Below are 25,567 nucleotides of genomic sequence, written 5' to 3' on the forward strand. Positions count from 1 at the left end.
CCTAGGCGGCTGCGCTCTCCGCGGGCCAGCGCGGGTCAGGTGGAATGCAGCCGCTCGACGTACTCGTCGGCGTCGACCCACTCCGAGCCGCAGGCTCGGCAGTGGCGAGTGGGGGCGTCGTTCTCGGTCAGCCAGCCGCCCAGCACGACATCACCGTCGTCGGCGGCTGCGCGCAGCACGTCGTCGGGGATGCCGTAGATGATCTGCACCGTGGCACCCGAGCGACAGTCGGGGCACGCGAAGCGGCGGGCTTCCGTTGGGGTGTTGATCTCGATGGTGCTCATGCAGAAGACGGTACGTCGGCCCACCGACATCCGCCCGGCACGCCCCCGGCGGTTCGCATCGACATGGCCCCGGTCGGCAGAACAGCCGACACGGCCAACGGTTCTGTACCCCGATCCCTGCCGAGCCGCCGAGCGCGACCCCGCACTGTGGGGACATCCACGCTGCGTTTGTCCCGCGTACGGGGAATGTCGGCACCAGGCATCGGTGGTTAGCGTTGAAACGTGAGCCCTACTCCACAACTCTCCACCGTCGCAGACGAGGAAACCGCAGCGCAGACGCGCCTCGGAGACCCGCGCGACATGTCCGACATCCTCAACCCCCTCGGGTTGCTCCAACCCAAGCTCGCGCGTATCGAGTCGATCGTCGCGCGCACCCTCGGCGCCGTCGTGGTCGTCGGCGGTGTCGGCTACCTGCTGTTCTCCCTCGCAACCACCGCTTCCTGAGTCGCGTTCCCGGCCGCGCGGCGCCGCCGCCTAGTGTGGAAGCCGTGCCAGCCGAAGACCCCGCATCCCGTCCCCGCCCGGGCATCGCCGAGAGGCTCTCGCGCCTGGTGCATCTGCCCACGGTCTCGGCCGAGCTCGAGACGCGGGGCCGCACACCGTTCGAGGATGTCGAGTCCTTGATCCGTGAGCTCTACCCGCTCGTGCACCAGCACCTCGCCTTCGAGAAGATCACCGACTTCGGGCTGCTCTACCGCTGGACGGGAAGCGCCGGCCCGGCCGCAGACAGCGCCGACGAGCCCGTCATCCTCATGGCTCACTACGACGTGGTGCCCGTCGACGAGACAGACCCGTGGAGCTACCCGCCCTTCGACGGCACGATCGCCGACGGACATGTCTGGGGCCGCGGCACGCTGGACGACAAGGGTGAACTGGTGCTCATCCTCGACGCCGTCGAGAACCTTCTGGCCGCCGGCTTCACGCCGGCCCGCGACGTCTACCTCTCCTTCGGCGGCAACGAGGAGACCTTCGGCGAGGCGGCCAAGACCATCGCGAGCACACTGAAGGGCCGCGGCATCCGCCCCTGGCTCGTGCTCGACGAGGGCGGTGCTGTGACGGATGCGCCTCTCCCGTTCATCCCCCTCGTCACGGCCGTCGTCGGCGTGGCCGAGAAGGGCGCGCTCACCGTGCGACTCGACGCCCGGGGCGAGCCCGGTCACGCGTCGGCTCCCCCGCGCGAGACGGCGACCACGCGAATCGCCCTGGCCGTGCGGCGCATCACCAGGCGCGGCTTCCCGCCGCACTTCCCGAAAGCGGCCCGCGCGATGTTCCGCGTCTTCCGCGAGAACACCACGGGCCGGCCGCGCGCCATCGTGTCGGCACTGCTCGCCGCGCCGCCGGTCACGGCCAGGCTGTTCGCCAGACTCGCCGGAGATGCCGGCGCCATGGTGCGCACGACCGTGGCCGTCACCATGCTCGGCGCCGGGACCGCAGCCAATGTGCTGCCGTCCCAGGCCTCGGCGACGCTCAACATCAGGATCGCCGTCGGCGAGACCGTCGCGAGTTCTGTCGCCCGCATCCGTCGACTGGTCCGCGGCCTCGACATCACGGTGACAGTGCTGGAGGGTGACGACCCGTCGCCGGAGTCCTCGACGGGGAACGCGCAGTTCGCGCTCATCCGCGACGCCGTCGGGGTGGCCTATCCCGAGGCCGTCACGGCGCCGTACGTGCAGATGTCGGCCACCGACGGTCGGCACTTCCACCGCTTCTCTCCGGCCACCTACCGCTTCGCGCCGCTCATGATGACGGGGGCGCAGCGTGCGTCCATCCACGGCATCGACGAGCACGTCTCCATCGACAGCCTCGAACGGGGGGAGCGTTTCTACAACGCACTGCTGCGTTCGTTGCCCGCCTGAAACATTCCTCTGTCTAGAGTGTGACTCGGCCCGGATCGACGGGCCGCCTCGTGCCGGAAGGAGCCGCGATGACGCGCGCAGTGAAACTCGGATCGGTGGCCGGCGTCGTCGGCTTCCTCGCCTTCGTGGAGTTCACGAGCGGCATCCTGCAGGGCTACTACACGCCTCTGCTCACCGAGATCGCGCGCAACCTTGGCATCCACGATGCCGACGTCAACTGGCTCGAGGGCACGCAGCTCATGCTCTCGGCTCTTGTGGTGCCGGCGATGGCGAAGCTCGGCGACATGGTCGGGCATCGACGGATGCTGCTCATCTCGACGGCAGTCACGGCCGTTGCCTCGCTCGCCCTGCCGTTCACCGACGTGTTCTGGGTCTTCCTCGTGGCCTGGGCGCTGCAGGGTTTCTACGTTGTGTGGCTGCCGCTCGAGATCGCGCTGGTCTGGTCTCGGAGCCGCTCGCTCGACTCCCCGGCCGCCATCACCCGTCGTGCGGCCGGACTGCTGGTCGCGGCACTCGAGTTGGGCGCCATCGCCGGTGCGCTCACTGCGGGCGCACTGGCCGATGTCATCCCACTGCAGACCACCCTGCTGATTCCGGGCATCGCCGTGGCGATCTGCTTCTTCGTCGTGCTGTTCGGCGTGAAAGAGTCGCCCGACCTCACCGGCGGCAGGTTCGACACGGGCGGCCTCATCCTCATCTCGCTGGCCCTGCTCGCCCTCACCGGCGGCCTCAGCCTGCTGCGTCTCGCCGGCCCAGGCGACCTCCTCTCCTGGGCGGTCGTGCTGCTCGGCGTGCTGCTCGTCATCCCGTTCGCCCGCTACGAACTGCGCCAGAACGACCCGCTCATCGATGTGCGGCTGTTCCGCTCGCCGGCCCTCGGCCCCATCTTCCTCACTGCCGGTCTGTTCGGCGTGAGCGTGCTGGGAGCACAGGCGCCCCTCTCCACCTTCGCCAGAACCGACGCGGCCACCTATGGCTACGGCCTCTCGGCCAGCAGCGGCCAGACCTCGATCCTCATTGGGGCGTACGTTCTGTCGATGATCGTCGGCGCCATGCTGTTCCCCGTCGCGACGAGGTTCGTGACCCCGCGCATCGCGCTCATCGGCGCGAGCCTGCTGGTGGCCATCGGCTACCTGCTGTTCCTGCCGTTCCACGAGGGCTACGTGAACGTGCTTGCGAACATGATCATCGCCGGCATCGGCTCGGGCGCCCTCGTCGCCGCACTGCCGGCCGCAGCAGCAGCTGCCGCGCCGCGCCGTCAGACCGGCGTCGCCACCGGACTCACCAACTCGGTCAAGACCGTCGGTGGCGCCATCGCATCCTGTGTCTTCGGGATCGCCCTCCTCAGCCACGTCGGCGGAGCAGCGACAGAGGGGACGGCCGGATCGCTGAGCGGTTACATCACCGTGTGGCTCATCTGCGGACTGACAGCAGTCGTGGCCGCCGTGCTGCTGGTCTTCGTGCCGAAGCTGGCGTTCTCGGATGCCGCGGTGTCCGACGTCGCGGTCGAGCCGGTGGTGCGGTAGCACCCGACCGCCGTCAGTAGTCCAGCTTCTCGATCTCGAGACGCGCCAGGTCGACGTTGCGCACCATGCGCATGCGCTCAGCGCGGGTGCGCAGGTAGTTGGAGTCGACGGCGCTCTGCGGGCGCTCGAGGTCCAGGCGCACGCCGATGGCTCCGGCCACGTCGTCCCAGGCGTCGTCCCGTGCCGCCGTGATGAAGGTGCGCAGGTACTCGTCGTCGGCAGCGCGTTGCTCGAGCTCCGTCGCCACGGCGAGGTTCACCCGCTCACGCAGCCCGAGGTTCACGAGGTCCTTCGACCTGTAGTCGTGCATGTCCTGGGGGTTGCCGTGCAACGACGCGGCGGCAGCGCTCTCCTGAGCGACCCTCTCAGCGGCCCCGCGCATCTCCGCCGCCAGCGCTGCGAGCGCGTCGCGGGCGTCGGGCAGGAAGGAGTCGACGTCGAAGTCGACGCCCTCGCCCAGCACGCTCACCAGGATGCGGTTCTTCAGCACCATGCGGCTGGAGTACTCGGCCAGCATCACGCCCTCTTCGCGGGCGTCGGCCTCCTCGGGAGGCTCAGCCCACGGCAGTGTGGAGAAGTCGAACGGCGGCGGCTTCCTCTTGCGCCACCGACTGAACCACATCGCACTCCCGCTCCGGGGCATCGATCGTCGACGCACCTCTGTCGAGAATACCGGCGGTCCGTGACACGGCGGCAGCGGGAGGGAGAACGACTGGATCCGAGACGGCGGTCTCCACCACCTCGTGTCGCCGGCTCGCGCTATCGTGCAGACAGGCGACGCGACAGACGCGACGCCTGCGGCGGAGGTGGCATGTTCCTGCTCGATGGCACCGTGGTGACGAGCGCGAGCGACCTCACCACGGCCTCGAAGTGCGAGTTCGCCTTCCTGCGCAGACTCGATGCGAAGCTCGGCAGGATCGCTGCCGTCCCCGATGCCGAGGATGCGATGCTGGCCCGCACGGCGATCCTCGGCGACAAGCATGAGAGCCGGGTGCTGGCCGATTACCGTGAGCGCTTCGGCGACGGCGTGGTCGAGGTGGCGCGACCGCCCGAGCTCACGACCGAGACCCTGCGGTATGCGACGGATGCCACCCGCTCCGCCTTCGCATCCGGAGCCGATGTGGTATTCCAGGCCACCTTCTTCGACGGCGCGTTCCTGGGGTTCGCCGACTTCATCGTGCGGCGTCCCGGCGGCGTCTACCTGGTGCAGGACACCAAGCTGGCCCGGCGCGCGCGGGTGACGGCTCTGCTGCAGCTCGCGGCATACGCCGATCAGCTCGACGTGCTGCGAGTGCCCCGCGCCGACACCGTCGAGCTGCTGCTCGGCGACGGCAGCGTGAGCGTGCACAGGGTCGACGACATCCTGCCGGTCTACCGCAAGCGCCGCGCCCGGCTGCTGCAGATCGTGGATGAGCGGCTGGAGGCATCGACGCCCGTCGCCTGGGGCGACCCGCGGTACACAGTGTGCGGCCGGTGCGAGACCTGCGCCGCGGAGGTCGACGCCAGCCGTGACGTGCTGCTGGTCGCCGGCATGCGCATCTCCCAGCGCGACGCTCTGCGCTCCGCCGGCATCACCACCATCGATGAGCTCGCCGCAGTCGAGATGCGCGCCGACGGCGAATCCCCCGTCGACGGCATGGCCCGCAGCACCCTCGAGTCGTTCAGGGTCCAGGCCGCCCTGCAGATCGAGGCCGGACGGGCGACGGATGCCGCACGCGTCGCTGCGCTCGCCGCCGGGTCAGACCCTGACGACGTGCATCTCGCGCCCCCCGTCGCCGTGCGCGACCCTCAGGCCCTCGCCGCGGTGCCCGAGCCGGATCCGGGCGACCTGTTCTTCGACTTCGAGGGCGATCCGCTCTACACCGAGGGCGCCGGCATCAGTTGGGGCATCGACTACCTCTTCGGCGTGCTCGACAGGAACGACGAGTTCACGACGTTCTGGGCGCACAGTTTCGCCGAGGAGAAGGTGGCTCTCGAGCTCTTCCTCGACTTCGTCGACGAGCGTCGGCGCGCGCATCCGGGCCTGCACATCTACCACTACGCCAGTTATGAGCGGACCCACCTGCTCTCCATCGCCGCACGGCACGGCACCTGCGAGGCGCGCGTCGACCAGCTGCTCAGCGACGGAGTGCTCATCGACCTCTACCCGATCGTGCGCCGCGGCATGCTCGTGGGCAGCCGCTCCTACTCGATCAAGAAGCTCGAGCCGCTCTACATGGGCGACGAGGAGCGCGAGGGCGTGACGAACGCCGCCGACTCGATCGTCGAGTACCAGCGGGCGATGGACCTGAGCGCCGCCGGCGAACAGGCGGAGTCGCAGGCCATTCTCGACGACATCGCCCGGTACAACCGCTACGACGTGCTGTCCACACTGCGCCTCAGCGAGTGGCTCCTCGAGCGCGCCGCCGAGGTGGGAGTTCGTCCGGCGCCGCGCGCGCCCCGCGAGGGCGAGCAGTACGTGCAGTCCGAACTCGCGATCGCCCTGTCGCACCTGGCCGGCTCCGGCGATGCCTCCATCGACCACCGCACGCCCGACCAGACGGCGCTGGCCCTGGCCTCCGCCGCCATCGACTACTACCCAAGGGAGCGCAAGAGCTTCTGGTGGGCGCACTTCTTCCGACTCGACCAGCCCCTGCGGGAGTGGGAGGACACCCGCGACGTCCTGGTCGTCGATGCATCGAGGTCGCGCCTCGAGGTCGACTGGCACCTGCCGGAGGGCAGGAGCCAGAAGGAGCGGCGCACTCTGCGGCTGCACGGGCGGTTCGGCCCCGGCACGCGCATCTCGGTCGGCGCCGGACTCTTCGCCCTCTACGAGCCCGATGGAGCGGTGCTCGACGCCGATGCCGACCCCGGCCAGCGCATCAGGCGCGATGTCACGGTGCTCGAGGTGCTCGACGACGGACTCGTCGTCGAGGAGTCGCTGCCGATGGGAGCCGCGAGGCACCGCCAGGCACCGATGGCCATCGCACCCGGTTGGCCGCTGCGCACGACAGCGCTCGAGAACGCGATCAGCGAATGGGGTGCGGCGCTGGTGCGGGAGCATCCGACCTGGCCGCGTGATCCCATGACCGACATCCTCAGGCGCCTGCCCCCGAGGTCGCTCAGGGGAGAGCTCGTGCCCGTCACCACGGGTGGCTATGCAGACGCCGTCGTGGCCAGTCTGGTCGACCTCGATTTCTCCTATCTCGCGGTTCAGGGCCCTCCCGGCACCGGCAAGACCTACCTCGCCTCGCACGTCATCGCCCGACTCGTGAACGATCACCACTGGAAGATCGGCGTCGTCGCCCAGTCGCACTCCGTCGTCGAGAACCTTCTCGATCGGCTCGCCGACGCCGGGCTCGACCCGGCGCTGGTGGGCAAGGCACCCAAGTCAGGCGACACGACAGTGCACGGGTACACCCAGTTCGCCGACAAGAACGCCGCGCTCCTCTTCGCCCAGGCCCATGCCGAGAGCGGATTCGTCGTCGGTGGCACGGCGTGGGACTTCGCCAACCCGGCTCGCTTCCCACGCCGCGCGCTCGACCTGCTGGTGGTCGACGAGGCCGGCCAGTTCTCGCTGGCATCCACCCTCGCCACGAGCGTCAGCGCTCGCAATCTGCTCCTCCTCGGTGATCCGCAGCAGCTTCCGCAGGTGAGTCAGGGCACCCACCCCGAACCCATCGACAGCTCGGCACTCGGCTGGGTGGCTGCCGGGCACGATGTGCTCCCGAAGGAGTTCGGCTATTTCCTCGCCGAGAGCAGACGGATGCATCCGGCCGTCGCCCAGCCCGTGTCGACTCTGTCCTACGAGGGAGAGCTGCGGTCCCACCCCGATGCCGCCGACCGTCTGCTCCTGGCGACCGAGCCCGGGCTCCACACGGTCCCCGTCGTGCATTCGGGCAACGCGACGGAGTCGCCCGAAGAGGCCGCGGTCGTCGTCCCGGTGGTGCAGTCGCTGCTCGGTACGCCATGGCGATCCAGCCGAGATGCGCCGGCCCGCCCGATCGAGCAGGCCGACTTCATCGTGGTGACGCCGTACAACGCCCAGCTCGCCCTCGTGCGCCAGGTGCTCGACCGATCCGGACTCCCCCAGGTGCGCGTGGGCACCGTCGACAAGTTTCAAGGGCAAGAGGCCGTCATCGCCGTCGTTTCCCTCGCCGCGTCATCCGCGTCCGACGTGCCCCGCGGGATGGAATTCCTCATCATGAAGAACCGCCTCAACGTGGCCATCTCCCGGGCGCAGTGGGCTGCCTATCTCGTCTACTCGCCCGAACTCACGGAGTACCTGCCGCTGACACCGCAGGGCGTCACCGAGCTGAGCGCCTTCATCAGGCTGGTCGAGCGCTGACCGGTCCCCGGGCGGGACAGCGGAGCATAGGAAGCGCATAGCGAACCCATAGCGCCCCCGTCGGCCCCAGAAAGGGTCGCCATAGGAGCGCGCGGCTTGATGGAACTCGGAAAGAACACCACCGAGACCTCTGGAGCCTCCGCATGCAAGCCATCACCATCGCCATCGACCTGGTCGCCATCGGCGTCCTGACCTTCGGCATCTACTTTTCCCCGCCACCGCCGCCGCGATCTCGTCGTCGCCTTCCTCGGCGTCAACGTCGGCGTTCTCGCCGTCTCCATGATCCTCGGTTCCACGGCCATCGGGGCCGGCCTCGGGCTCGGCCTGTTCGGTGTGCTGTCGATCATCAGGCTGCGCTCGCGCGAGATCGAGCAGCACGAGGTCGCCTACTACTTCGCCTCCCTCGCACTCGGCCTCATCGCCGGACTCAGCGTGAACTTCGACTGGCTCACCTTCGCCCTCATGGCCCTGGTCATGGTCGTGCTGTTCATCGGCGACCACCCGCGGCTCTTCGCCCGCTACCGCCAGGAGCTCGTCGTGCTCGATCGGGCCATCCCCTCGGAAGCCGCGCTCATCGCCCACCTCGAGCAGCTTCTCGACGCCCGCGTGCACGGGGTGAAGGTCGAGGAGCTCGACATGGTCAACGACACCACCCACGTCAACGTGCGGTACCAGCTGCATGCACGGCTGACGGATGCCGCATGCTCGGGCGCGGGCCGCCGCGACGAGTTGGCGGTGGCCCGATGACCGGCAACGCCCTCGCCACCATCACGGCACTCTCCCCCGTGACCCTCGACGAGCTCACCGAACGCGCCGAACTGCAGACGCGGGTCGACCGCAAGTACATGCTGCCTCTCGCCGACCTCGCCGACGTGCTCGCCGAGCTCGACGACGATACCCGGGTGCTGGAGTTCGAGTCGGCCACGACCGCGGCGGACGGATCGCATGCCGCGAGCGGCATGTCGTCCCGCATCCGCTCGGCGGCGTACGAGTCGGTCTACTTCGACACCCCGGAACTGGTGGCGTTCCACCTGGCCGCACGCGGCCGACGCCGCCGCTTCAAGGTGCGCACCCGCTCCTACCTCGAGTCGGGCGCCACCTTCCTCGAGGTGAAGACGCGCGGCGGTCGCAGCCTGACGGTCAAGGACCGCCTCGCCTACGACCCGGCCGACCACGACAGGCTCACCGCCGAGGGACTCGCCTACACGAGCAGCGTGCTCAGCGAATCCGGCGTGGCCGACGGCGAGTGGTCGACCCTCACACCGACCATCGTCACGCGCTACCGCCGCACCACGTTGCTGCTTCCCGCAGCCGCCGGTCGCGACGAGAGCCGCGCCACCATCGACCTCGACCTCGAATGGATCGACGAGGGCGCCGGCCTGTTCCCGCGACGCCTGCGCACGCCGGCATCCGTCATCGTCGAGACGAAGTCGGGTCGCGCCACCGGCAGCCTCGACCGAGCACTCTGGCGGCACGGACACCGGCCGGCCACGGTGTCGAAGTTCGGCACCGGGCTCGCCGCCCTCCGCCCCGACCTGCCCTCGAACAAGTGGACGCGCGTGCTGCGCCGCCACTTCGCCACTCCGACCACCACGACACCACAGACCGCCGCGTCCCTCGCGGCCTGAGCTCCAGGAGCCATCATGCGATCCCCCAAGTACTTCCTCCTCGTCCCCGTGCTCGCGACCGGCCTCGTGCTCGCGGGCTGCGCCGTCACCCAGACCGACAACGGCAGCGGTAGCGGCAGCACGTCGAGCACGACCAGCAGCAGCGAGACCACAGCCGAGCTCGTGCCACCGGCATCCGTCGACGTCACCCAGACCGCAGCCGAAGTGCTGGCCGCGAACCAGAAGACCCACACGAGCGCAGAGAACGGCGACTCGGATGCAGCGTGGAGCGAGGCCGACGCCACGGCCATCGACCTCGACGAGGAGAATGGAACCGTCACGATCTCCGAGGCCGGCACCTACCACCTCACCGGCACCCTCGCAGATGGCCAGGTCGTGGTGAACAGCACCGGCGACGGCCAGGTGAAGCTCGTGCTCGACGGGGTCGATATCACCAGTTCGACGGGATCGGCGATCAGCATCGTCGCCGCAGACGAGGCCGTCGTCATCCTCGCCGACGGGTCGACGAACACGCTGACGGATGCCGCGAGCTACGCCGACGCCGATGTGGACACCCCCGTCGCGGCCCTGTCGAGCGCGGCCGACCTCACCATCACGGGCACCGGAGCGCTCGACGTGACCGGCAGCAGCAACGACGGGATCTCCTCGAAGGACGGCCTCGTGATCGCGGACGGCGACATCACCGTCGACGCCCAGGACGACGGCATCCGTGCCAAGGACTACCTCGCGATCCTCGACGGCACCATCACGGTGACCGCGGGCGGAGACGGCCTGAAGAGCGACAACGACGAGGACGCCACGCGCGGCTACATCGCCATCGAGGGCGGAGCTGTCACGGTCGAGGCGACGGGCGACGGCCTCTCGGCCACGACCGACGTGGTGATGACGGCAGGCGCGCTCGACGTGACCTCAGGTGGCGGCGCCGACAAGACCGTGGCCGATGACGCCTCGGCGAAGGGGATCAAAGCCAGCGCCATCGTCGTTCTCGGTGGCGGCGACGTCAGCATCGACGCGGCCGACGACGCCGTGCACTCCGACAACGCCGTCCACGTCTCCGGCGGCGTGGTGAAGCTCGCCACGGGCGACGACGGCGTACACGCCGACACCGCCCTGCTCGTCTCAGACGGCACCCTCACCATCTCGCAGTCGTACGAGGGCCTCGAGAGCTCCGAGATCACCGTCGCCGGCGGCACCACCTCGGTGACGGCCAGCGACGACGGGGTGAACGTCTCCGACGGCAGCGGTGCCAGCGCGATGGGCGGGGGCGGCCGGATGGGTGGCGGGCCCGATCAGGCGGCGGATGCCGCGGCCGAGGATGCAGCAGACGCGGCGGCAGACGACGACGCCGCCACCGACTCGACCGACGGCACTGCGACCGGCGACATGAGCCTCTCCATCACGGGCGGAACCCTCACCGTGAACTCGGAGGGCGACGGCCTCGACTCCAACGGATCGGCGTCGATGTCCGGCGGCACCGTGGTCGTGAACGGCCCGACCGGCAGTGGGAACGGTGCCCTCGACGTCGACGGCGCATTCTCGATCAGCGGCGGTTCTCTGCTGGCGGTCGGGAGCGCCGGCATGGTCGTGGCTCCGGATGCCGATGCCGACCAGGCCTCGATCTCGGCGGTGCTCGACTCGAGCCATCCGGACGGCAGCACCGTCGAGGTGACCTCGAAGGACGGAACCGTGGTCGCGAGCTTCACGGCCACGAAGGAGTTCGCCTCGGTGGTGTTCTCCTCCGCCGACATCGTGAACGGGCAGACGTACACGGTCACTGTCGACGGCGCCGCTGCGGGGACCGCCGTCGCCGGCGAGCAGGCCACCGAGATGGGTGGCCCTCCCGCTCGCTGAACGAGTACTCGGCGAGCTGTCAGGTGGCAGCTGCTAGATCCCGCCGACGCTCACCGTCGCGCCCACCGCCGCGCCCGCCGCATCGCGCAGCACGGCGACCACCATCGATCCGTAGGGTCGGCGCCACACGCTGTGACGCACTCGATGGGCCTCTTCGGCGACAGTGGCCCTGGCCACGAAGCCGGCGTCGTCGACCTGGGTCTCGACCGGCACGCCGTCCACCGAGATCGTGAGGGACGAGAGACCGGCCGGCGCCTGGAACGATCCACGCACGACGATCTCGACGCGACCATCCTCGGGAGGCAGGGCCTCGGCTTCGAGCACCAGGGCGGGCGCGCCGGCTGGCGGGCCGGCGACTGCTCCACCGACGGCCGCAGCGGCATCCGTCGTCGCGTCGGAAGCGTCTCCCGCCAGCGCCGGCGTTCGCCCGGGTGCCACCCGGCGCGAACCCGGCGCTCCCGTCGCCTCGAAAGCGGCCGCGAGTCGCAGCAACGCCGTGTCGGAGTAGGCGGCTCCCGCGAAGGTCAGGCCCACGGGCATGCCGGTGTCGTCCATGAGGCCCATCGGCACCGTCACCGTCGGGATGCCGAGGTGTCGCGGAACCAGGTTGCCGTTGGCCACCCAGGTGCCGTTGCGCCATCCTCGCGCGGCCGAGACCTCGTTCACGTCCATGTCGGCAGGCCCCACGTCGGCGACGGCAGGGAACACCACGGCGTCGAGGCCGAGCCGGGCCATCCATTCCTCGAGGTCGATGCGTCTGGTCTCCTCGAGCCCGCGCAGCCCAGCCTCGAGGAGCGGAATGTCGATCAGCTCTCCCGACGGGTGTTCCCGGGCGAAGTCGGGGTACTCAGCGATGTCGTCGTCGAAACCGGTGTACCTGTCGGGCAGGGCGCCGGGCGGCTGCGGGAAGATGCGCGCGCCGTCGACGTCGGCGACGCCGCCGATCGCGGGATCTCCGTTCGCGGCCAGGAAGTCGTCCCACGCCCAGACCGACAGGTCGACGATCTCGCGCTTGAGGTAGTCGGCGCTCACCAGGCCGCGCGTGGCGATCGTCGGCGCTCCGGGTCTGTCACCCTCGTAGTTCGACACCACCGGGAAGTCCACCTCGACGACCTCGGCCCCTGCGGCCTCGAGGTCGCGGCGGGCTGCTTCCCAGAGGGCGATGACGGACGCGCGCGTCTCGATACGCTCCCCCGTCGGGCCCCCGATCCCTCCGGCCTGGGCGGTGCCAGCCTCGGGGTCGTCGTTGATGTACATGCGCGGGATGCCGAGACGCGTGCCGGCGAGCGCGGCACCGGGGCCGGCATCCGCACCGACATCGGATGCCCCGACCAGCCCGGCGTACGACTCCGGCCGCACCTCGGACGACGCCGGGATCGACACCCAGGGCTGCGTGCGCCAGAAGTCGCCCCGGGTCTCGGCGTCGTCGGCCACGATGACATCGAGCACGGCGAGCAGGTCGGCCACGGTGCGGGTGTGCGGCACGACCACGTCCATCGTGGGCACGAGCGGCCAGTTGCCGCGCACCGAGATGACGCCGCGGGACGGCGTGTAGGCGACGAGGGAGTTGTTCGAGGCAGGCGCCCGACCGCTCGACCAGGTCTCCTCGCCGAGCCCGAACGCTCCGAAGCTGGCGGCGGTGGCCGTGCCCGATCCGTTCGAGGAGCCCGAGGCGAAGGCGGCGGTCAGGAACTCGGGGTTGTACGGGCTCTCCGCGCGGCCGTACACCCCTCGCTGCATGCCGCCGTTGGCCATGGGAGGCATGTTCGTGAGGCCCAGGAGCACGGCGCCTGCGGCCCGGAGTCGCGCGATGGTGAAGGCGTCATCGGTCGCAACCAGGTTCTCGAAGGCTGGCGACCCCGCAGCCACGGTGAGCCCGCGCACCTTGTAGCTGTCTTTGGCCGTGTAGGGGATGCCGTCGAGAGGGCCGAGCGCACGGCCCGCCGCGCGGCGCTCGTCGGACGCCCGGGCGTCGGCGAAGGCCGCAGGGTTGAGCACAGGAACCGCGTTCAGCCTGATCCCCTGCCTGTCATAGGCGGCAATGCGCTCGAGGTAGGCCGCGACGAGCTCGACGCTCGTGAAGTCGCCGGCCGCCAGGGCGGCACCGAGCTGCGCGATCGAGGCCTCGACGACGTCGACCGGCCGCTGCGCTGCAGTCGAGGTCATCGCGCGACCCCGGTGGGCTGCTGCTGCGTGATGCAGTGGATGCCACCGCCGCGGGCGAAGATCTCGCGGGCGTCGACCGTGACGACCCGGCGGCCCGGGTAGGCGCCCTCGAGCAGGGTGCGTGCCCGGGCATCCGCCTCGTCGTCGCCGAAGCCGCACGCGATCACTCCGCCGTTCACCACGAGGTGGTTCACGTAGTTGTAGTCGACGAAGCCCTCCTCGTCCTCCAGTTGGGCCGGGGCCGGCAGGTCGATGATGGTCCACGACCGGCCGGCGGCATCCGTCGTCGTCTCAAGGAATGCGCGGAGGTCGCGCATCACCTCGTGGTCGGGATGAGCGGGATTCGGCTGCTCATGCAGGAGGATCGTGCCCGGCGACGGGATAGTGGCGACCATGTCGACGTGGCCGCGGGTACCGAAGTCCTCGTAGTCGCGGGTGAGACCGCGAGGCAGCCAGATGACCTTCGTGGCGCCGATGGTGCGCGCCAGCTCCTCCTCGACCCTGGCCTTGTCGGCATAGGGGTTGCGGCCGGGGTCGAGCTGCACGGTCTCGGTGATGATGACTGTGCCCTCGCCGTCGACGTGGATCGCCCCGCCCTCGTTCACCAGCATCGACGAGACGACGGGAACCGATGTCTCCCCGGCGATGAATCGGGCGATCTCACGGTCCTTGCCCCACGTCGCCCAGGCCGGAGCACCCCATCCGTTGAAGATCCAGTCGACCGCGCCGGGCCGGCCCTGCTCGTCAAACACGAAGGTGGGCCCGAAATCGCGCATCCAGAAGTCGTCGAGCGGGGCCACGACGACCTCCACCTCTGGCTTCAGATGACGACGGGCGTCGTCGACCGCCGATGGGTCGACGACCATGGTCACGGGTTCGAACTCGAGCACTGCGTGTGCGACCGATGCCCACGCGGCGCGGGCTGCCTCGCGCTCCTCCTCCGAGTCGCCGATGGTGAGTCCGGCGACGGGGAAGGCCATCCAGATCCGGTCGTGGGGAGCGGTCTCGGGGGGCATCAGCCAGGTCATGCGTTCAGCTCCAGTGCTGCCGGGCGACGGCTCGCGTCGCGGTATGGATTCGTGCGATACCAGAGCATCGCATAGAGGCTGCCGGCCACAAGGGGTCCGGCGAGGGCGGAGAAGTCGGCGCCGGCGAGGACCGCGGCGATCGGGCCGACGTAGAGGGTGGTGTTCGCCATGAGCACCGCGATGGTGGTGGCGACGAGCATCGCGATGACGCCAGGCCAGAACACGCCGTGGCTGTACCAGAACGGGCTGGTGCGGCTCTCATCGCCGAGCGCCCGACCGTCGTAGCGGTTGCGGCGCACCATGATGTCCACGGCGTAGACCGCCACCAGGGGGCCGAGCACCGTGACGCTCAGTTCGAGTGCGGCGCTGAAGGTGTCGAGGAAGTCGGGAGCGATGAACAGCGGGTAGGCCGTGATGGCTGTGGCGAGAAGTCCCGTGATCACCACGGTCCAGGCGCGTGGGATGCGCCCGAGGCGCCCGCCGAGAGCCTGGAAGTACAGGCCGGTCGAGTAGGCGCAGAGCACGTTGTTCGTGATGCTGCCGAGCACGATGACGAACAGGAAGACCGGATAGAACCAGGCCGGCACGATGGCCGCGATGGAGATCTGCGGGTCCGTCATGTCGATCACCGACCCGGCGAAGACGCCGAGCGCCGCGATGGCGACGGCCGGAATGAAGCCGCCGAGTGCCGTCCAGCCCATCACTGCCCTCTTCGACACCGAGGCCGGCAGATAGCGGGCGTAGTCGGCACCGGTGCCCCACGACAGCGGGTTGGCTGCGACGATGGCGAAGCCGAGCACGAGGATTCCCCAGTGGTCTGCCGTGGGCAGCGGCGCCGGCGCGTAGCCGTAGTCGGCCGCACCGAACACGAAGACGGCGAGCAGCACGAAGCAGACGGCGAGCGCTGCGGTGAAGGTGGGACTGAGACGGATGATCGTCGCGTGACCGTAGACGCTGATGCCGAAGCTGAGCACCGCCACCACGGCGAGCACACCCCACTCGGCGCCATCCGGCAGCGGAATGCCGAGGTGATCGAGCAGCGCCAGTGAGGCGAGGGTCGCGAAGGCGATGTTGATGATCTCGAAGAAGATGCCGATGGCCACGCCGAGCCCGGCCCCGAAGATCCGGTTGCCACGCACTCCGAACATCGAGCGCATCACGGTGACGCTCGGGGTTCCGGATGCCGGTCCGCTGATGGCGAGCCAGCCCACCGCGATCCACCACAGGTTGCCGAGCACCACGACGGCCAGCGACTCCCAGATGCCGAGACCGAGCAGCATGAGCACGCCGCCGATGACGAAGTACAGGTAGACCACATTGGCGCTCATCCAGACCCAGAACAGTTCCCGGGGCTTGCCGTGCCGTTCGCTCTCGGGGATGAAGTCGGTTCCCCGGGTCTCGATGACACCGGCCGCGTCGACCTCGTGGAGAGGGTGGGCGGATGCTGCTGCGGTTGCCGTTGCCGTGGCTGCGGCTGCTACTGCCGTTGCTGCGGCTGCGGCGTCCGCGCTTGCGGATTCCGCAGGTGCGGCATCCGAGGGTCGCGGGGAAGCGTCGATGCTCATGGGTCATGCCTCTCGATGGCCAGACGCCCTGCCGAAACAGGGCCTTGCTATTGATCGAGCGATCAATAAGATTGGGGAGACGCTACCCAGCCGGAGGTGATGATGTCAAGAGCGGTTCGTCCACGAGCGGCGCGCAAGAGCCCCGAGGAGCGTTCGGCCGAGATCCGTGCGGGAGCCCACGACGTCGCACTCGAGGGTGGTCTCTGGGCCGTGACTCTGCGCAGCGTCGCCGCGCGCGTCGGGGTGACGCCGGCTCTCGTCGCCCACTATCAGCCGAACATGGAAGTGCTGGTGGCCGACACTTTCACTGCCGTGGTCTCCGCCGAGCTGGCCGAGGTCGCGAGCATCGTCGAGCCGTACACCGCGCCGACGGACCGACTCGCAGCGCTCATCCACACGTTGGTCGAGGCTGGGCGCGACGACGTCACCGCCGTCTGGCTCGACGGCTGGAGCCTCGGTCGGCGCAGCGTCCCTCTGGCCACGGCGGTGCGTGCCCAGATGGATGCGTGGCAGCACCTCGTGCTCGGCGTCATCGAGGACGGATGCGCCACGGGCGCGTTCACCGCGTCCGACCCACAGGCGGTCGCCTGGCACCTGCTCGGCATGGTCGACGGGCTCAGCGCCCAGGGCCTGGTGTCGTACCGCGACCCAGCCGCCCGCGGACGCCTCATCACCGACGCCCTCGAGCACGCGTTGGGGCTGCAGTCGGGGGCGCTCGGGTCGCCGGGCCGACAGGCGTGACCAGCGGATGTTCAGCAGAGCGAGCTTAGGCTTGACCAATGACTTCTGAGACCTTCGACCGCATCACCATGTTCGGCGCCGAGTGGTGCAGCGACTGCCGCCGCTCCAAGCGCCTCCTCGACGGCCTCGGCGTGGAGTACGACTACGTCGACCTGGAGACCGTCGAAGACGGAGCCGACCGTGCCAAGGCGATCAGCGGACGCACCCAGATTCCCGTGGTCGTCTTCCCCGACGGCGATCACTTCGTCGAGCCGACGGATGCCACCCTGCGCGCCAAGCTCGAGACCGCCGCCGCGTAGGTTCACTTCGGGCTGAGCTCGAACCCGTCCCATTCGGGGCCCGCCGCCACGACCGCGGAGAATCATGCAGCTCCTGCTTTCGCCACTCGGGGCAGGTTGAACCTCGCCTTCCCGCCGAGTCGCGGCTCTTGATCGGGGTCGACGTGCGGCGGTGGGATGAACCACACCTCGTCCGCGGTGGCCCGGATTCCCCACCCGTCGCGGTGGATCATGTGGTGACAGAAGCTGCAGAGCAGCACTCCGTTGCCGATGTCGGTTCTGCCTTGATGTCGCTTCCACCAGCGGATGTGGTGGGCGTGGGTGTAGCCGATATTCTGGCCGCAGCTGGCGCACCCGCCGTCCCGTTCGAACAACGCGAGGCGTTGCGCTCTGTTGAACAGGCGGGCGGTGCGACCGACGTCGAGGGGGATGCTGTCGGTGCCGAGCACCATCGGGATGAGATCGGCGGATGCCGCCATGCGGCGCAGGGTTCCGGCGGAGACGGGCTGGTCGATGCCGTCGATACCTCCCAGGCCGTGCCCGGTGCGGAGAGCATCGAGGTCGATGCGGGTGATCGTGGTGACCGACGCGAGTGGCGGCAGAGTGCCGGTGCAGCCCAGCACGTGGCGCATGATCTCGACCAACGCGTCGGCCTGACGTTGCGGGATGCTGCGGTCATCGTCGATCACGGGTTCGGGTGACATTGCGGCTTCGCCGCTGCCCTTCTTCGTGCGCAGCCCGTCGGACACGATCGCCTCGATCGCCGTCTTGACGAGCCCCGCGGACTCCGGATCGAGCCGAGCGGTGAGTTCCGTCATCCCGGTGCGGGTCTGCCGTATGTTCAACGACCGGCCGAGCCATCGCTCCTCGTCCCGCGGTTCGGCGCCATCGGGATCGAGCCGCGCCTCAGCCTCTGCGATGACCCGCACCAGCAGGCTCAATGGCAGGTCGGCAGCGCGTTCGGCGAGGATCCGCTCGATGCCCTCTGCGGCGGTTGCGTCGGCCCGGGGTCCCACACGGTCGAGCATCCCGGTAATCGCCCCGGCCGCGTCGACGGAGATGAGCCCGGCGTCGAGTGCGGCGGCGACGTGCGGATGCCGCGCCGGCCTGGCCATGCCGGTGAAGTCCTGCCTGCGTGCCGTGGCAACACCCACAGCGATGAACCGGGCCGCCTCACCGGTGCCGCCGCCTGTCGATGCGGCGATCAGTCTGACCGGGGAGGAGAACCCGCTCTTCTTCGCCAACCCCTCCGCGCCCGACTCCGGGCCCGACCGTCGGCCGACCTCGGCCGCGGCCCGCACCAGGAGGGCGTCGGCATCACGGCGGAGTCGAGTCAGCGCATCCGTCACCGCCAGCAGACCCGGGCCACCCATCAGCTCGAGTCCACCCTGAGCATCGGTCGGCAACGGTCGAAAGGCGGGCAGGGCATCGGCCCACACCGCGGCCAGCGCTGCAACGTCGTGCAGCAAAGGAGCCAGTGGTGCCGGTACCTTTCCCATGCACACAGTCTCCCAGCACCCACCGACATTCGAAACGGACGAATCGCGCCATTGATCAGGGCTTTCAGGCGCAAGTGCTGTGGAATCTCGCGGCGCCAGCGAGCCTTGGGGAGGAGTGCCGGCGACTGCCAGTGGACGCCCTCCGACCGCGCGGGATTGAGTCCGTCAGCGAGCAGCCACGTACACCCACGCCGGCGTCCCCGATGCCAGCGTCACTGCCACCCGCACGTAGTCGGCCACCTCGTAGGCGTCGGCGGCCGCGAGCTGCTCCGGCGTGAGATCCAGCACCGAACCGGCAACCCTGTCCGTGGGGTCATCCGTCGCCTCGAGAATCGGATGCTGGTCCGACCCGCTCAGGGCGATGACGTGCGGGTCGGTGATCGTCAGCATCCCCAGTCGGAATCCCGGCAGAGCATCGTCGCGCGTCGGGAGTTCGGCGCCGAAGGTGCCGCGCTGCACCGAAGCGAGCCGCAGCGTCCCATAGGAGAAGAGATGTTCCACCGTCGCCGCAGTCCCGCCGCCGATACCTGCGCCGCCGCCGACACTCGGGCCGCCGCCGCCGTCGAAGCCGCCGACGTCGCCACCGCCGACGCCGCCACCGCCCATGCCACCGATCCCGCCGACGCCGCTCACGCTGACGCCGCCAACCTCGCCACGATGCTCTCGATGCGACGCTGGCGAGTGGCATCGGTCTTCGCCGACTCCACGTTCACCACATGCGCCTTCTTCGCGCTCGGTGAGAGCCTGTCGAAAGTAGCCTGCACCGGCGCCGACGCGGCGAGCGCCGCGGCCAGATCGTCGGGCACCGCCGTGACGCGCGGCTCGGTGTCGAGCGTGAGTTCCACCTCGATGGGGTCGCCGCCCTGGATGCCCGTCGCCGCACGCTTGTCGGAGCTGAAGGCGATGAGGTACTTGCCGCCCATCGGCGCCACCGTGCTGCGGTACTCGTAGCCGTTCACGGTCACGTTCACTGGAGGGCGCTTTCCGCCCCCGAGCGCCTCGATGACCTCCTCGGGCACGGGGATTCCCGTGTTGTTTCCGACCAGGAACATCGTCGTCGAGAAGCGCATGGCTCGATTATGGACCTGTCAGGCGGATGATGGGCCGGTCAGACCGACCGTGGAACCGGCCGGTTCGCCCATCGGCCAACGCCCGCAGTCCGTCGCCCGGTCAGGTCGTCGGCGGCGGGGCCTCGTCGTCATCCGTCTCGGCGCGCGATGCGTCTTCCTTCTTGTACATCTCGGTGAAGGAGACGGCGAGTGCTGTGCCGATGGCGACACCGATCGCGATCCCGATTCCCACGTTTCCCATGGCGACGCCGAGACCGGCGCCCAGCGCGATCCCGATGGCTAGGCCCAGCGCCCAGCCGCGTGCCGTCGGGTCCTTCGGATCGAATGCAGCCTTCTTCGTGTCAGCCATGAGTCGACGGTAGGCGGATGCCGTACCGGAAGGCATCCGTCGACCGGACGAACCCGCTCCCCCATGAGACGGAATCTCGAGCCGCGGATCACCGGATCATCTCTCCCGGAATAGCCGCCTCTCCTCGCCGGTTGCCCTTGGAGATGACTGCTCCACTCCGCCTCTCCGTTCTCGACCTCATTCCCGTGCGCAGCGGGCAGACGAGCTCCCAGGCGATGACCGCCTCGGTCGGGCTCGCCCAGCTTGCCGACACCCTCGGCTACACCCGCTACTGGTACGCCGAGCACCACAACATGCCTTCGGTCGCATCGACGACACCGCCCGTGCTCATCGCGGCAACGGCGGCGAAGACCGAGCGCATCCGTGTCGGCTCCGGCGGCGTCATGCTGCCGAACCATGCGCCTCTCGTCGTCGCCGAGCAGTTCGCCGCACTCGAGGCACTCGCCCCCGGGCGCATCGACCTCGGCATCGGCCGGGCCCCAGGCAGCGACCCGGTCATCACCCAGCTGCTGCGTATCAGCGGTCCGACCGCAGACGTCGACCGCTTCCCCGATCACATCGCCGACATCCAGGCGCTCATCCACCCCGGTGGAGCCGCCCTCCGCATGACGAGCGGCAGCGAGTACACGGTGCACGCGACCCCCGCCGCCGGCAGTGTTCCCACGATCTGGCTGCTCGGATCGAGCGACTACTCCGCCCGCCTGGCCGCGAGCCACGGCCTGCCCTACGTGTTCGCCTATCACTTCTCCGGCGACGGCATCGAGGCGGCCCTCGAGCTCTACCGCACCAACTACACGCCGAGTCCCGAGCATCCGGAGCCGCAGACGTTCCTCACGCTCAACGCCTCCGTCGCACCGACCGCCGAAGAGGCCCGCCGCCGCGCCCTGCCCCAGATGCGCGCGATGGCCCGCCTCCGCACCGGACGCCCGCTGAGCGTTCTCGAGACCGTCGAGGACTCCGAGAACTCGGGTCGCGACACCGCGACCGACGAGCTCGTCGCCGCCATGGAGAAGCGCTGGGTCATCGGGGCTCCGGATGCCGCCGGCCAGGCGGTCCGCCAGCTCGCCGCGCGCTACGGAGTCGACGAGGTGATGGTGTCGCCCATCAGCGGCGCGTTCGCGAGCGACCCCCTCGACGCGACGCCGGGCCGTGCCCAGACACTGGAACTGCTCGCGGGCGAACTGCTCTAGCCCCCCGCTGCTCGCCGGGCTGCCCAAGCCCACCGGGTCGGATCTGCCCACCCCCGGTCGGACTTCGCCCAGAACGCAGAAGCTGCGGGTCAGAACGCTCTCTGACCCGCAGCTTCTCCGTTCTCGCCGCTACAGCACCGGATGGTTCGAGCGGATGCTGTCGGCGGGGTCGTAGACGACCTTGATGGCGCGCAGGCGGTCGAGTGCTGATCCCCAGATGGCGGCGGGCGCCTGAGCCCCTTCGGCGAAGTTCTGGTAGAGCACCTCTGAGCGCCACGGGGAGAGGGCATCCGCCAGGCGAACCACGGATGCCGCAGCAGCGGCGCCCAGCTCGGGCGTCGCCGCGATGCCCCCGCCGAACACCAGGAACTCGGCGTCGAGGTGCGCGACGACGCCGGCTCCCCGTGGAGCGCGGCCGGCCGCACCGCCCACGTGACGGATCTCCGCCGAGAGCAGCGCAGAACCCGAGCCCGCTCCGACAGCGGCCACGAACGCGTCGACGGCGTCAGCCGTGAGCTCGGCCAGTGCGAAGCCATCGCCGACGCCGGGAACGGGACCCTGCGGGTCCATGTGCAGTTGGTCGAGCTCCGCCATCGGAGTGGGGCGGAACGTGTCGATGGCCGGGCCCAGGTCACGCAGCGGTGCGAGCACGTCGTCGGCATCGAGCGGAGGCGCCTGCAGCACCGCCTCGATCACGACATAGCTCTGGCCGCGCAGGAAGTCGGGCAACTCGGGCACGGGCGGGAACTGCAGGATGCGACCGACGCTGGTGACCTGCTCCGGCACGTCGGCGGTCCACTCGCGCCACGCCTGCAGCACCCGACTCGCGTCGGCGAGCGGGAAGAACAGCGTTCCGGCGTAGACCTCCGTCATCGGGAACAGCCGCAGTTCGATGGCCGTCACGATGCCGAAGTTGCCGCTTCCGCCACGCACGGCCCAGAACAGTTCGGGCTCATGGTCGGCGTCGATTCGGCGCAGCAGTCCATCGGCCGTGACGATCTCGATGGCGGTGACGCTATTCACGGCGAGGCCGTGCGAGCGGGCCAGCCAGCTCACGCCGCCGCCCAGCAGGTACCCGGCGATGCCGACGTCGGCGCTCGATCCGGCGAGAGCGGCGAGCCCGAAAGTCGCGGCCGGCGCGGTGACGTCGGCCCAGAGAGCACCCGACTCGCAGCGGGCGATGCGGGACTCCGGCACGATGCTCACGCGGCGGAGCGCGCTGGTGCGCAGCAGGATGGTGTCGGCCAGGGTGTCCGCACCACCGAGCGGGCCGGCATTGTGACCGGTGCTCTGCGGCGCGACGCGCAGGCCGAGCTCGCGGGCGGCGTTGACGGTCAGCACGACGTCGTGCGCGCTGCCGGCGATGACGACGGCGGCCGGATGCTGGTCGACGGCGAGGTTCCACGCCGAGCGAGCGGCATCCCAGTCGGCATCCTCCGGAAGGTGCACCGATCCGTCGAGGGCGTCGCGCAGAGCCAGGAGGGCACGGGCATCGGAGGAGGGCGAGGTCGGTGCCGGAATCGACGCGGCAGCGGGGGCGGGGATCGGTACAGCAGCCGGGGTGGCAACCGGGGCAGCGGACTGGTGGGCGATCGACTCGGCGATCGCGGCGGGCGCAGGGGTGTTCACAGATGGGTCCTTTCGGGTGAGGCGCTCCTCGGGTGGAGCTGCTCCGTCACGGAGCGGATGCCTCTACACGATCGGCGGGGCCCGAGGCCCTCCTCCGCCGCACGAGGCGCGAGCTCCATCGAACACCCGCCGGCGGCGGCGCCCATCGGTGTGCACCCGGCACTCGGCTCGGGGAGAACCCGCAGATCGATGCGGCACGGATGCAGGTATGCAGGATCACGCCCGAGGTGGCCGCGATATGCGGCCGTGTCGCCTCTGGTCCTGCATTCGTGGCGACATCTGCTCCAGCACACGACGAAGCCCCCACCCGGCGGACCGGATGGGGGCTTCGTCGTGACGCGGAGGCCGCGGGCTGTGCCTACAGGGCAGCGAGCTCGCGCAGCAGCTCGTCGCCGGGCCGCGTGTCGACGAAGTCGGCCGCGATCTCGGCGCGCTCGAGCAGCTCGCTCATGCGACGCTGACGCTGACGAGGGATGAGGGTGACCACGGTGCCCTGCTTGCCGGCGCGGCCGGTACGGCCGGCGCGGTGCAGGTAGGTCTTGTACTCGTCAGGGGCGTCGGCCTGGATGACCAGGTCGATGTCGTCGACGTGGATGCCGCGGGCTGCGACATCCGTCGCCACGAGAACGCTGACGCGTCCGGAGGTGAGCTGCGCCAGGTTGCGCGTACGGCGCCCCTGGTTGAGGTCGCCGTGGAGCGAGACGGCCGGGATTCCGGCGTCATCCAGCAGGTCGGCGAGCTGCTCGGCGAAGGCGCGCGTGCGGGCGAAGACCAGGGTCTTGCCGTCGCGGTCGGCGAGCTGCTCGATGATGGCGGCCTTGTCGCGGTGCTCGATGACGAGCACGCGGTGATCGATCGTGGAGGAGGCCTGGTCTTCACCGGCGACCTCGTGCACGGCCGGGTTCACGAGGAACTCGTTGACGAGAGTGGCGACACCCTTGTCGAGGGTGGCGGAGAACAGCAGCTTCTGGCCGCCGTCCTTGGTGTGGCGGAGGATGCGCTGCACGGGCTCGAGGAAGCCGAGGTCGCACATGTGGTCGGCCTCGTCGAGCACGGTGATGGCCACGTCGCTGAGGTCGAGGCGACCCTGCTCGATGAGGTCCTCGATGCGACCGGGGGTTCCGATCACGATGTCGACGCCGCGCTGGAGGGCACCGACCTGCTTGTACTGCGGCACGCCGCCGTAGATCTGCGTGGTGAACAGGCCGACGCTCTGGGCGATGGGCTGCACCGTGCGGTCGATCTGCAGGGCGAGCTCACGGGTCGGAGCGAGGATGAGCGCACGCGGCTTACGGCCGATCTGGCGCTTTCCGCCGGACTTGCCGCTCTGCGCCCACTGCTTCATGAGCAGTTCGACGGTGGGAGCGGCGAAGGCGATGGTCTTGCCGGAACCGGTCTTGCCGCGGCCCAGAACGTCGCGACCCTCGAGCACGACCGGGATGGTCGCCGCCTGGATCGGGAACGGGCTTGCCGCTCCGAGGGCGGTGAGGGCTGCGACGATGTTGCCGCCGAGGCCGAGGTCGCCGAAGCTCACGCCGTCGACATCCGTCGCCTCGATGGCCTGGGCCTCGAGACGCTCGAGCACGACGTCGTCCTCGGGGGTGAAGTGCCCCTTCTGGTCTCCGTGCACGCGGCCGGTGTTCTTGTGCTCGCGCGACGGGTAGAACTTGCTGTCGCTGCGGTCCGACGTCTTGAAGCCGGGGCGCTCGTAGGAGCCGCCGCGGTCGTCGCGGCGCGGGGGGCGCTCGCTGGCGTTGTAGGCGGGGCGATCCGAACGCTGGGCGCGGTCGTACGCGGGCCGCTCGGTGCGGTCTGCGCGCGGGGCGCGCTCCTCGCGGAGGCGGTCGCCGTAGCCGGACTCGCGCTTGCCGTAGGCGGGGCGGTCGCCGCGCTGCGGACGGTCGGCGCCGTAGGCCGGGCGGTCCGTGCGGGCGTTGCGGTCACCGTAGGCCGGGCGCTCCGTGCGGGCGTTGCGGTCGCCGTATGCAGGACGCTCGGTGCGCGCGCTGCGGTCGTTGCGGTCGCCGTAGGCCGGGCGCTCCGTGCGGGCGTTGCGGTCGCCGTATGCAGGGCGCTCGGTGCGCGCGCCGCGGTCGTTGCGGTCGCCGTAGGCAGGGCGCTCTGAGCGCTCCGAACGCTGACCGTAAGCGGGACGCTCGCTGCGCTCTCCGCGCTGCGGGCGGTCGTTGGAGTAGGAGGGACGGTCGCCGCGGGGAGCGCGGTCTCCGTAGGCGGGACGCTCGGTGCGGGCGTTGCGGTCACCGTAGGCCGGGCGCTCTGAGCGCTGGCCGTAGGCGGGGCGCTCGCCGCGCTCTCCGCGCTGAGGGCGGTCGTTGTTGTACGACGGGCGGTCGTTGCCGTAGGAGCGACGCTCTCCGGCACCGGATGCAGCACGCTCGGCGCGCTCGTCGGCGTTCCAGCGCGCCTTCTTGGCGGGGGCTTCCGACTCCGGCTTGTAGCCGCGGTGTCCGGGGCTGCGCGAACCGGACTTGGGTCCGTTCTTGCCGCTCCGGGCGTAGGGATCGAAGTTCTTGGCGGGTCGACCGCCAGCGGGCTTCTTGTTATTGGGCATAGCTCGTT

Annotated in this window: 19 protein-coding genes and 2 pseudogenes; 10 read left to right on the forward strand and 11 right to left on the reverse strand. The window is 69.9% G+C overall.

The genetic code is table 11. The features are described 5' to 3' along the window. Positions 1-35: 35 nt before the first annotated feature. A complete protein-coding gene (locus tag ASC59_RS11400) occupies positions 36-284 on the reverse strand; it encodes a hypothetical protein (protein ID WP_157488005.1) in 249 nt (82 codons plus the stop codon). A gap of 222 nt (positions 285-506) precedes the next feature. Here ASC59_RS11400 and ASC59_RS17260 point away from each other — a divergent pair, with 222 nt between their 5' ends. From ASC59_RS17260 to ASC59_RS11410, 3 genes are all read left to right on the forward strand, one after another. Continuing rightward, the gene (locus ASC59_RS17260) at positions 507-728 is read left to right on the forward strand and encodes a hypothetical protein (RefSeq protein ID WP_157488007.1); all 222 of its coding nucleotides are present in this window, start codon (positions 507-509) and stop codon (positions 726-728) included. A gap of 44 nt (positions 729-772) precedes the next feature. Then, entirely contained in the window at positions 773-2,140 is a 1,368-nt protein-coding gene (locus ASC59_RS11405) for a M20/M25/M40 family metallo-hydrolase (protein WP_055822342.1), read from the forward strand. Between the two features lie 68 nt (positions 2,141-2,208). Next, positions 2,209-3,666 carry an MFS transporter gene (locus ASC59_RS11410; protein WP_055822344.1) on the forward strand — a complete coding sequence of 486 codons (1,458 nt, stop codon included), beginning with the start codon at positions 2,209-2,211 and terminating at the stop codon, positions 3,664-3,666. A gap of 13 nt (positions 3,667-3,679) precedes the next feature. On the opposite strand, the gene ASC59_RS11415 is transcribed toward ASC59_RS11410, so the two are convergent. Further along, the gene (locus ASC59_RS11415; protein WP_055822347.1) at positions 3,680-4,288 is read right to left on the reverse strand and encodes a hypothetical protein; all 609 of its coding nucleotides are present in this window, start codon (positions 4,286-4,288) and stop codon (positions 3,680-3,682) included. 189 nt (positions 4,289-4,477) lie between these two features. Between ASC59_RS11415 and ASC59_RS11420 the strand changes: the two genes are divergently transcribed. The 4 genes and pseudogenes from ASC59_RS11420 to ASC59_RS11435 all read left to right on the forward strand — a co-directional run bounded on the left by ASC59_RS11420 (position 4,478) and on the right by ASC59_RS11435 (position 11,472). Next, entirely contained in the window at positions 4,478-7,993 is a 3,516-nt protein-coding gene (locus ASC59_RS11420; protein ID WP_055822348.1) for a TM0106 family RecB-like putative nuclease, read from the forward strand. Between the two features lie 267 nt (positions 7,994-8,260). Beyond that, positions 8,261-8,740 (forward strand): annotated as a pseudogene (locus tag ASC59_RS11425) (DUF4956 domain-containing protein); the annotation flags it as partial. Continuing rightward, on the forward strand, positions 8,737-9,621 hold the full coding sequence (locus ASC59_RS11430) for a polyphosphate polymerase domain-containing protein (RefSeq protein WP_055822350.1): 885 nt from the start codon (positions 8,737-8,739) through the stop codon (positions 9,619-9,621). The pseudogene ASC59_RS11425 and the gene ASC59_RS11430, both read left to right, overlap by 4 nt. A 15-nt stretch (positions 9,622-9,636) precedes the next feature. Next, on the forward strand, positions 9,637-11,472 hold the full coding sequence (locus ASC59_RS11435; RefSeq protein ID WP_055822352.1) for a carbohydrate-binding domain-containing protein: 1,836 nt from the start codon (positions 9,637-9,639) through the stop codon (positions 11,470-11,472). 411 nt (positions 11,473-11,883) lie between these two features. Here ASC59_RS11435 and ASC59_RS11440 read toward each other — a convergent pair. The 3 genes and pseudogenes from ASC59_RS11440 to ASC59_RS11450 all read right to left on the reverse strand — a co-directional run. Then, a pseudogene (locus ASC59_RS11440) lies at positions 11,884-13,638 on the reverse strand (amidase); the annotation flags it as partial. Next, positions 13,635-14,666: an agmatine deiminase family protein gene (locus tag ASC59_RS11445; protein ID WP_055822354.1), complete on the reverse strand. Its 1,032-nt coding sequence runs from the start codon at positions 14,664-14,666 to the stop codon at positions 13,635-13,637. The pseudogene ASC59_RS11440 and the gene ASC59_RS11445, both read right to left, overlap by 4 nt. Beyond that, positions 14,663-16,231 (reverse strand): purine-cytosine permease family protein, encoded by a 1,569-nt coding sequence (locus ASC59_RS11450; RefSeq protein ID WP_055822356.1) that lies wholly within the window; start codon positions 16,229-16,231, stop codon positions 14,663-14,665. Before ASC59_RS11450 ends, ASC59_RS11445 begins: the two co-directional genes overlap by 4 nt. A 99-nt stretch (positions 16,232-16,330) precedes the next feature. Between ASC59_RS11450 and ASC59_RS11455 the strand changes: the two genes are divergently transcribed. Continuing rightward, complete coding sequence (locus ASC59_RS11455) at positions 16,331-16,972, forward strand: TetR/AcrR family transcriptional regulator (RefSeq protein ID WP_235492708.1); 642 nt, start codon at positions 16,331-16,333, stop codon at positions 16,970-16,972. Between the two features lie 38 nt (positions 16,973-17,010). After that, positions 17,011-17,271, forward strand: a complete 261-nt coding sequence (locus ASC59_RS11460) for a glutaredoxin family protein (RefSeq protein WP_055822358.1) — start codon at positions 17,011-17,013, stop codon at positions 17,269-17,271. 62 nt (positions 17,272-17,333) lie between these two features. On the opposite strand, the gene ASC59_RS11465 is transcribed toward ASC59_RS11460, so the two are convergent. The 4 genes from ASC59_RS11465 to ASC59_RS17515 form a co-directional block, all read right to left on the reverse strand. After that, positions 17,334-18,749, reverse strand: coding sequence for an HNH endonuclease signature motif containing protein (locus ASC59_RS11465; protein WP_082513548.1), 1,416 nt, complete (start codon positions 18,747-18,749; stop codon positions 17,334-17,336). A gap of 165 nt (positions 18,750-18,914) precedes the next feature. Next, positions 18,915-19,382, reverse strand: a complete 468-nt coding sequence (locus ASC59_RS11470) for a gamma-glutamylcyclotransferase family protein (RefSeq protein ID WP_235492672.1) — start codon at positions 19,380-19,382, stop codon at positions 18,915-18,917. Further along, the gene (locus ASC59_RS11475; RefSeq protein WP_055822362.1) at positions 19,379-19,819 is read right to left on the reverse strand and encodes a YdeI/OmpD-associated family protein; all 441 of its coding nucleotides are present in this window, start codon (positions 19,817-19,819) and stop codon (positions 19,379-19,381) included. The genes ASC59_RS11470 and ASC59_RS11475 overlap by 4 nt, the downstream gene beginning before the upstream one ends. Before the next feature lie 100 nt (positions 19,820-19,919). Further along, on the reverse strand, positions 19,920-20,168 hold the full coding sequence (locus ASC59_RS17515; RefSeq protein ID WP_055822364.1) for a hypothetical protein: 249 nt from the start codon (positions 20,166-20,168) through the stop codon (positions 19,920-19,922). Positions 20,169-20,311: 143 nt separating this feature from the next. On the opposite strand from ASC59_RS17515, the gene ASC59_RS11485 reads away from it, so the two are divergent. After that, positions 20,312-21,358, forward strand: coding sequence for an LLM class flavin-dependent oxidoreductase (locus tag ASC59_RS11485; protein ID WP_055822366.1), 1,047 nt, complete (start codon positions 20,312-20,314; stop codon positions 21,356-21,358). A gap of 129 nt (positions 21,359-21,487) precedes the next feature. Here the strand turns inward: ASC59_RS11485 and ASC59_RS11490 are convergent, their stop codons facing one another. Both ASC59_RS11490 and ASC59_RS11495 read right to left on the reverse strand, forming a co-directional pair. After that, complete coding sequence (locus ASC59_RS11490; RefSeq protein WP_235492673.1) at positions 21,488-22,987, reverse strand: FAD-binding oxidoreductase; 1,500 nt, start codon at positions 22,985-22,987, stop codon at positions 21,488-21,490. A gap of 358 nt (positions 22,988-23,345) precedes the next feature. Further along, positions 23,346-25,559 carry a DEAD/DEAH box helicase gene (locus ASC59_RS11495; RefSeq protein ID WP_055822368.1) on the reverse strand — a complete coding sequence of 738 codons (2,214 nt, stop codon included), beginning with the start codon at positions 25,557-25,559 and terminating at the stop codon, positions 23,346-23,348. Between the last annotated feature and the right edge of the window lie 8 nt (positions 25,560-25,567).

Source organism: Leifsonia sp. Root1293 (genome assembly GCF_001425325.1).
In the GTDB taxonomy this organism is placed as follows: Bacteria; Actinomycetota; Actinomycetes; order Actinomycetales; family Microbacteriaceae; genus Orlajensenia.

Coding starts and splice junctions, on each gene's coding strand:
- ASC59_RS11400 (WP_157488005.1), bottom strand. CDS start 284: ATGAGCACCATCGAGATCAACACCCCAACGGAAGCCCGCCGCTTCGCG.
- ASC59_RS11410 (WP_055822344.1), top strand. CDS start 2,209: ATGACGCGCGCAGTGAAACTCGGATCGGTGGCCGGCGTCGTCGGCTTC.
- ASC59_RS11415 (WP_055822347.1), bottom strand. CDS start 4,288: ATGTGGTTCAGTCGGTGGCGCAAGAGGAAGCCGCCGCCGTTCGACTTC.
- ASC59_RS11420 (WP_055822348.1), top strand. CDS start 4,478: ATGTTCCTGCTCGATGGCACCGTGGTGACGAGCGCGAGCGACCTCACC.
- ASC59_RS11430 (WP_055822350.1), top strand. CDS start 8,737: ATGACCGGCAACGCCCTCGCCACCATCACGGCACTCTCCCCCGTGACC.
- ASC59_RS11435 (WP_055822352.1), top strand. CDS start 9,637: ATGCGATCCCCCAAGTACTTCCTCCTCGTCCCCGTGCTCGCGACCGGC.
- ASC59_RS11445 (WP_055822354.1), bottom strand. CDS start 14,666: ATGACCTGGCTGATGCCCCCCGAGACCGCTCCCCACGACCGGATCTGG.
- ASC59_RS11450 (WP_055822356.1), bottom strand. CDS start 16,231: ATGAGCATCGACGCTTCCCCGCGACCCTCGGATGCCGCACCTGCGGAA.
- ASC59_RS11455 (WP_235492708.1), top strand. CDS start 16,331: ATGATGTCAAGAGCGGTTCGTCCACGAGCGGCGCGCAAGAGCCCCGAG.
- ASC59_RS11460 (WP_055822358.1), top strand. CDS start 17,011: ATGACTTCTGAGACCTTCGACCGCATCACCATGTTCGGCGCCGAGTGG.
- ASC59_RS11465 (WP_082513548.1), bottom strand. CDS start 18,749: ATGGGAAAGGTACCGGCACCACTGGCTCCTTTGCTGCACGACGTTGCA.
- ASC59_RS11475 (WP_055822362.1), bottom strand. CDS start 19,819: ATGCGCTTCTCGACGACGATGTTCCTGGTCGGAAACAACACGGGAATC.
- ASC59_RS17515 (WP_055822364.1), bottom strand. CDS start 20,168: ATGGCTGACACGAAGAAGGCTGCATTCGATCCGAAGGACCCGACGGCA.
- ASC59_RS11485 (WP_055822366.1), top strand. CDS start 20,312: ATGACTGCTCCACTCCGCCTCTCCGTTCTCGACCTCATTCCCGTGCGC.
- ASC59_RS11495 (WP_055822368.1), bottom strand. CDS start 25,559: ATGCCCAATAACAAGAAGCCCGCTGGCGGTCGACCCGCCAAGAACTTC.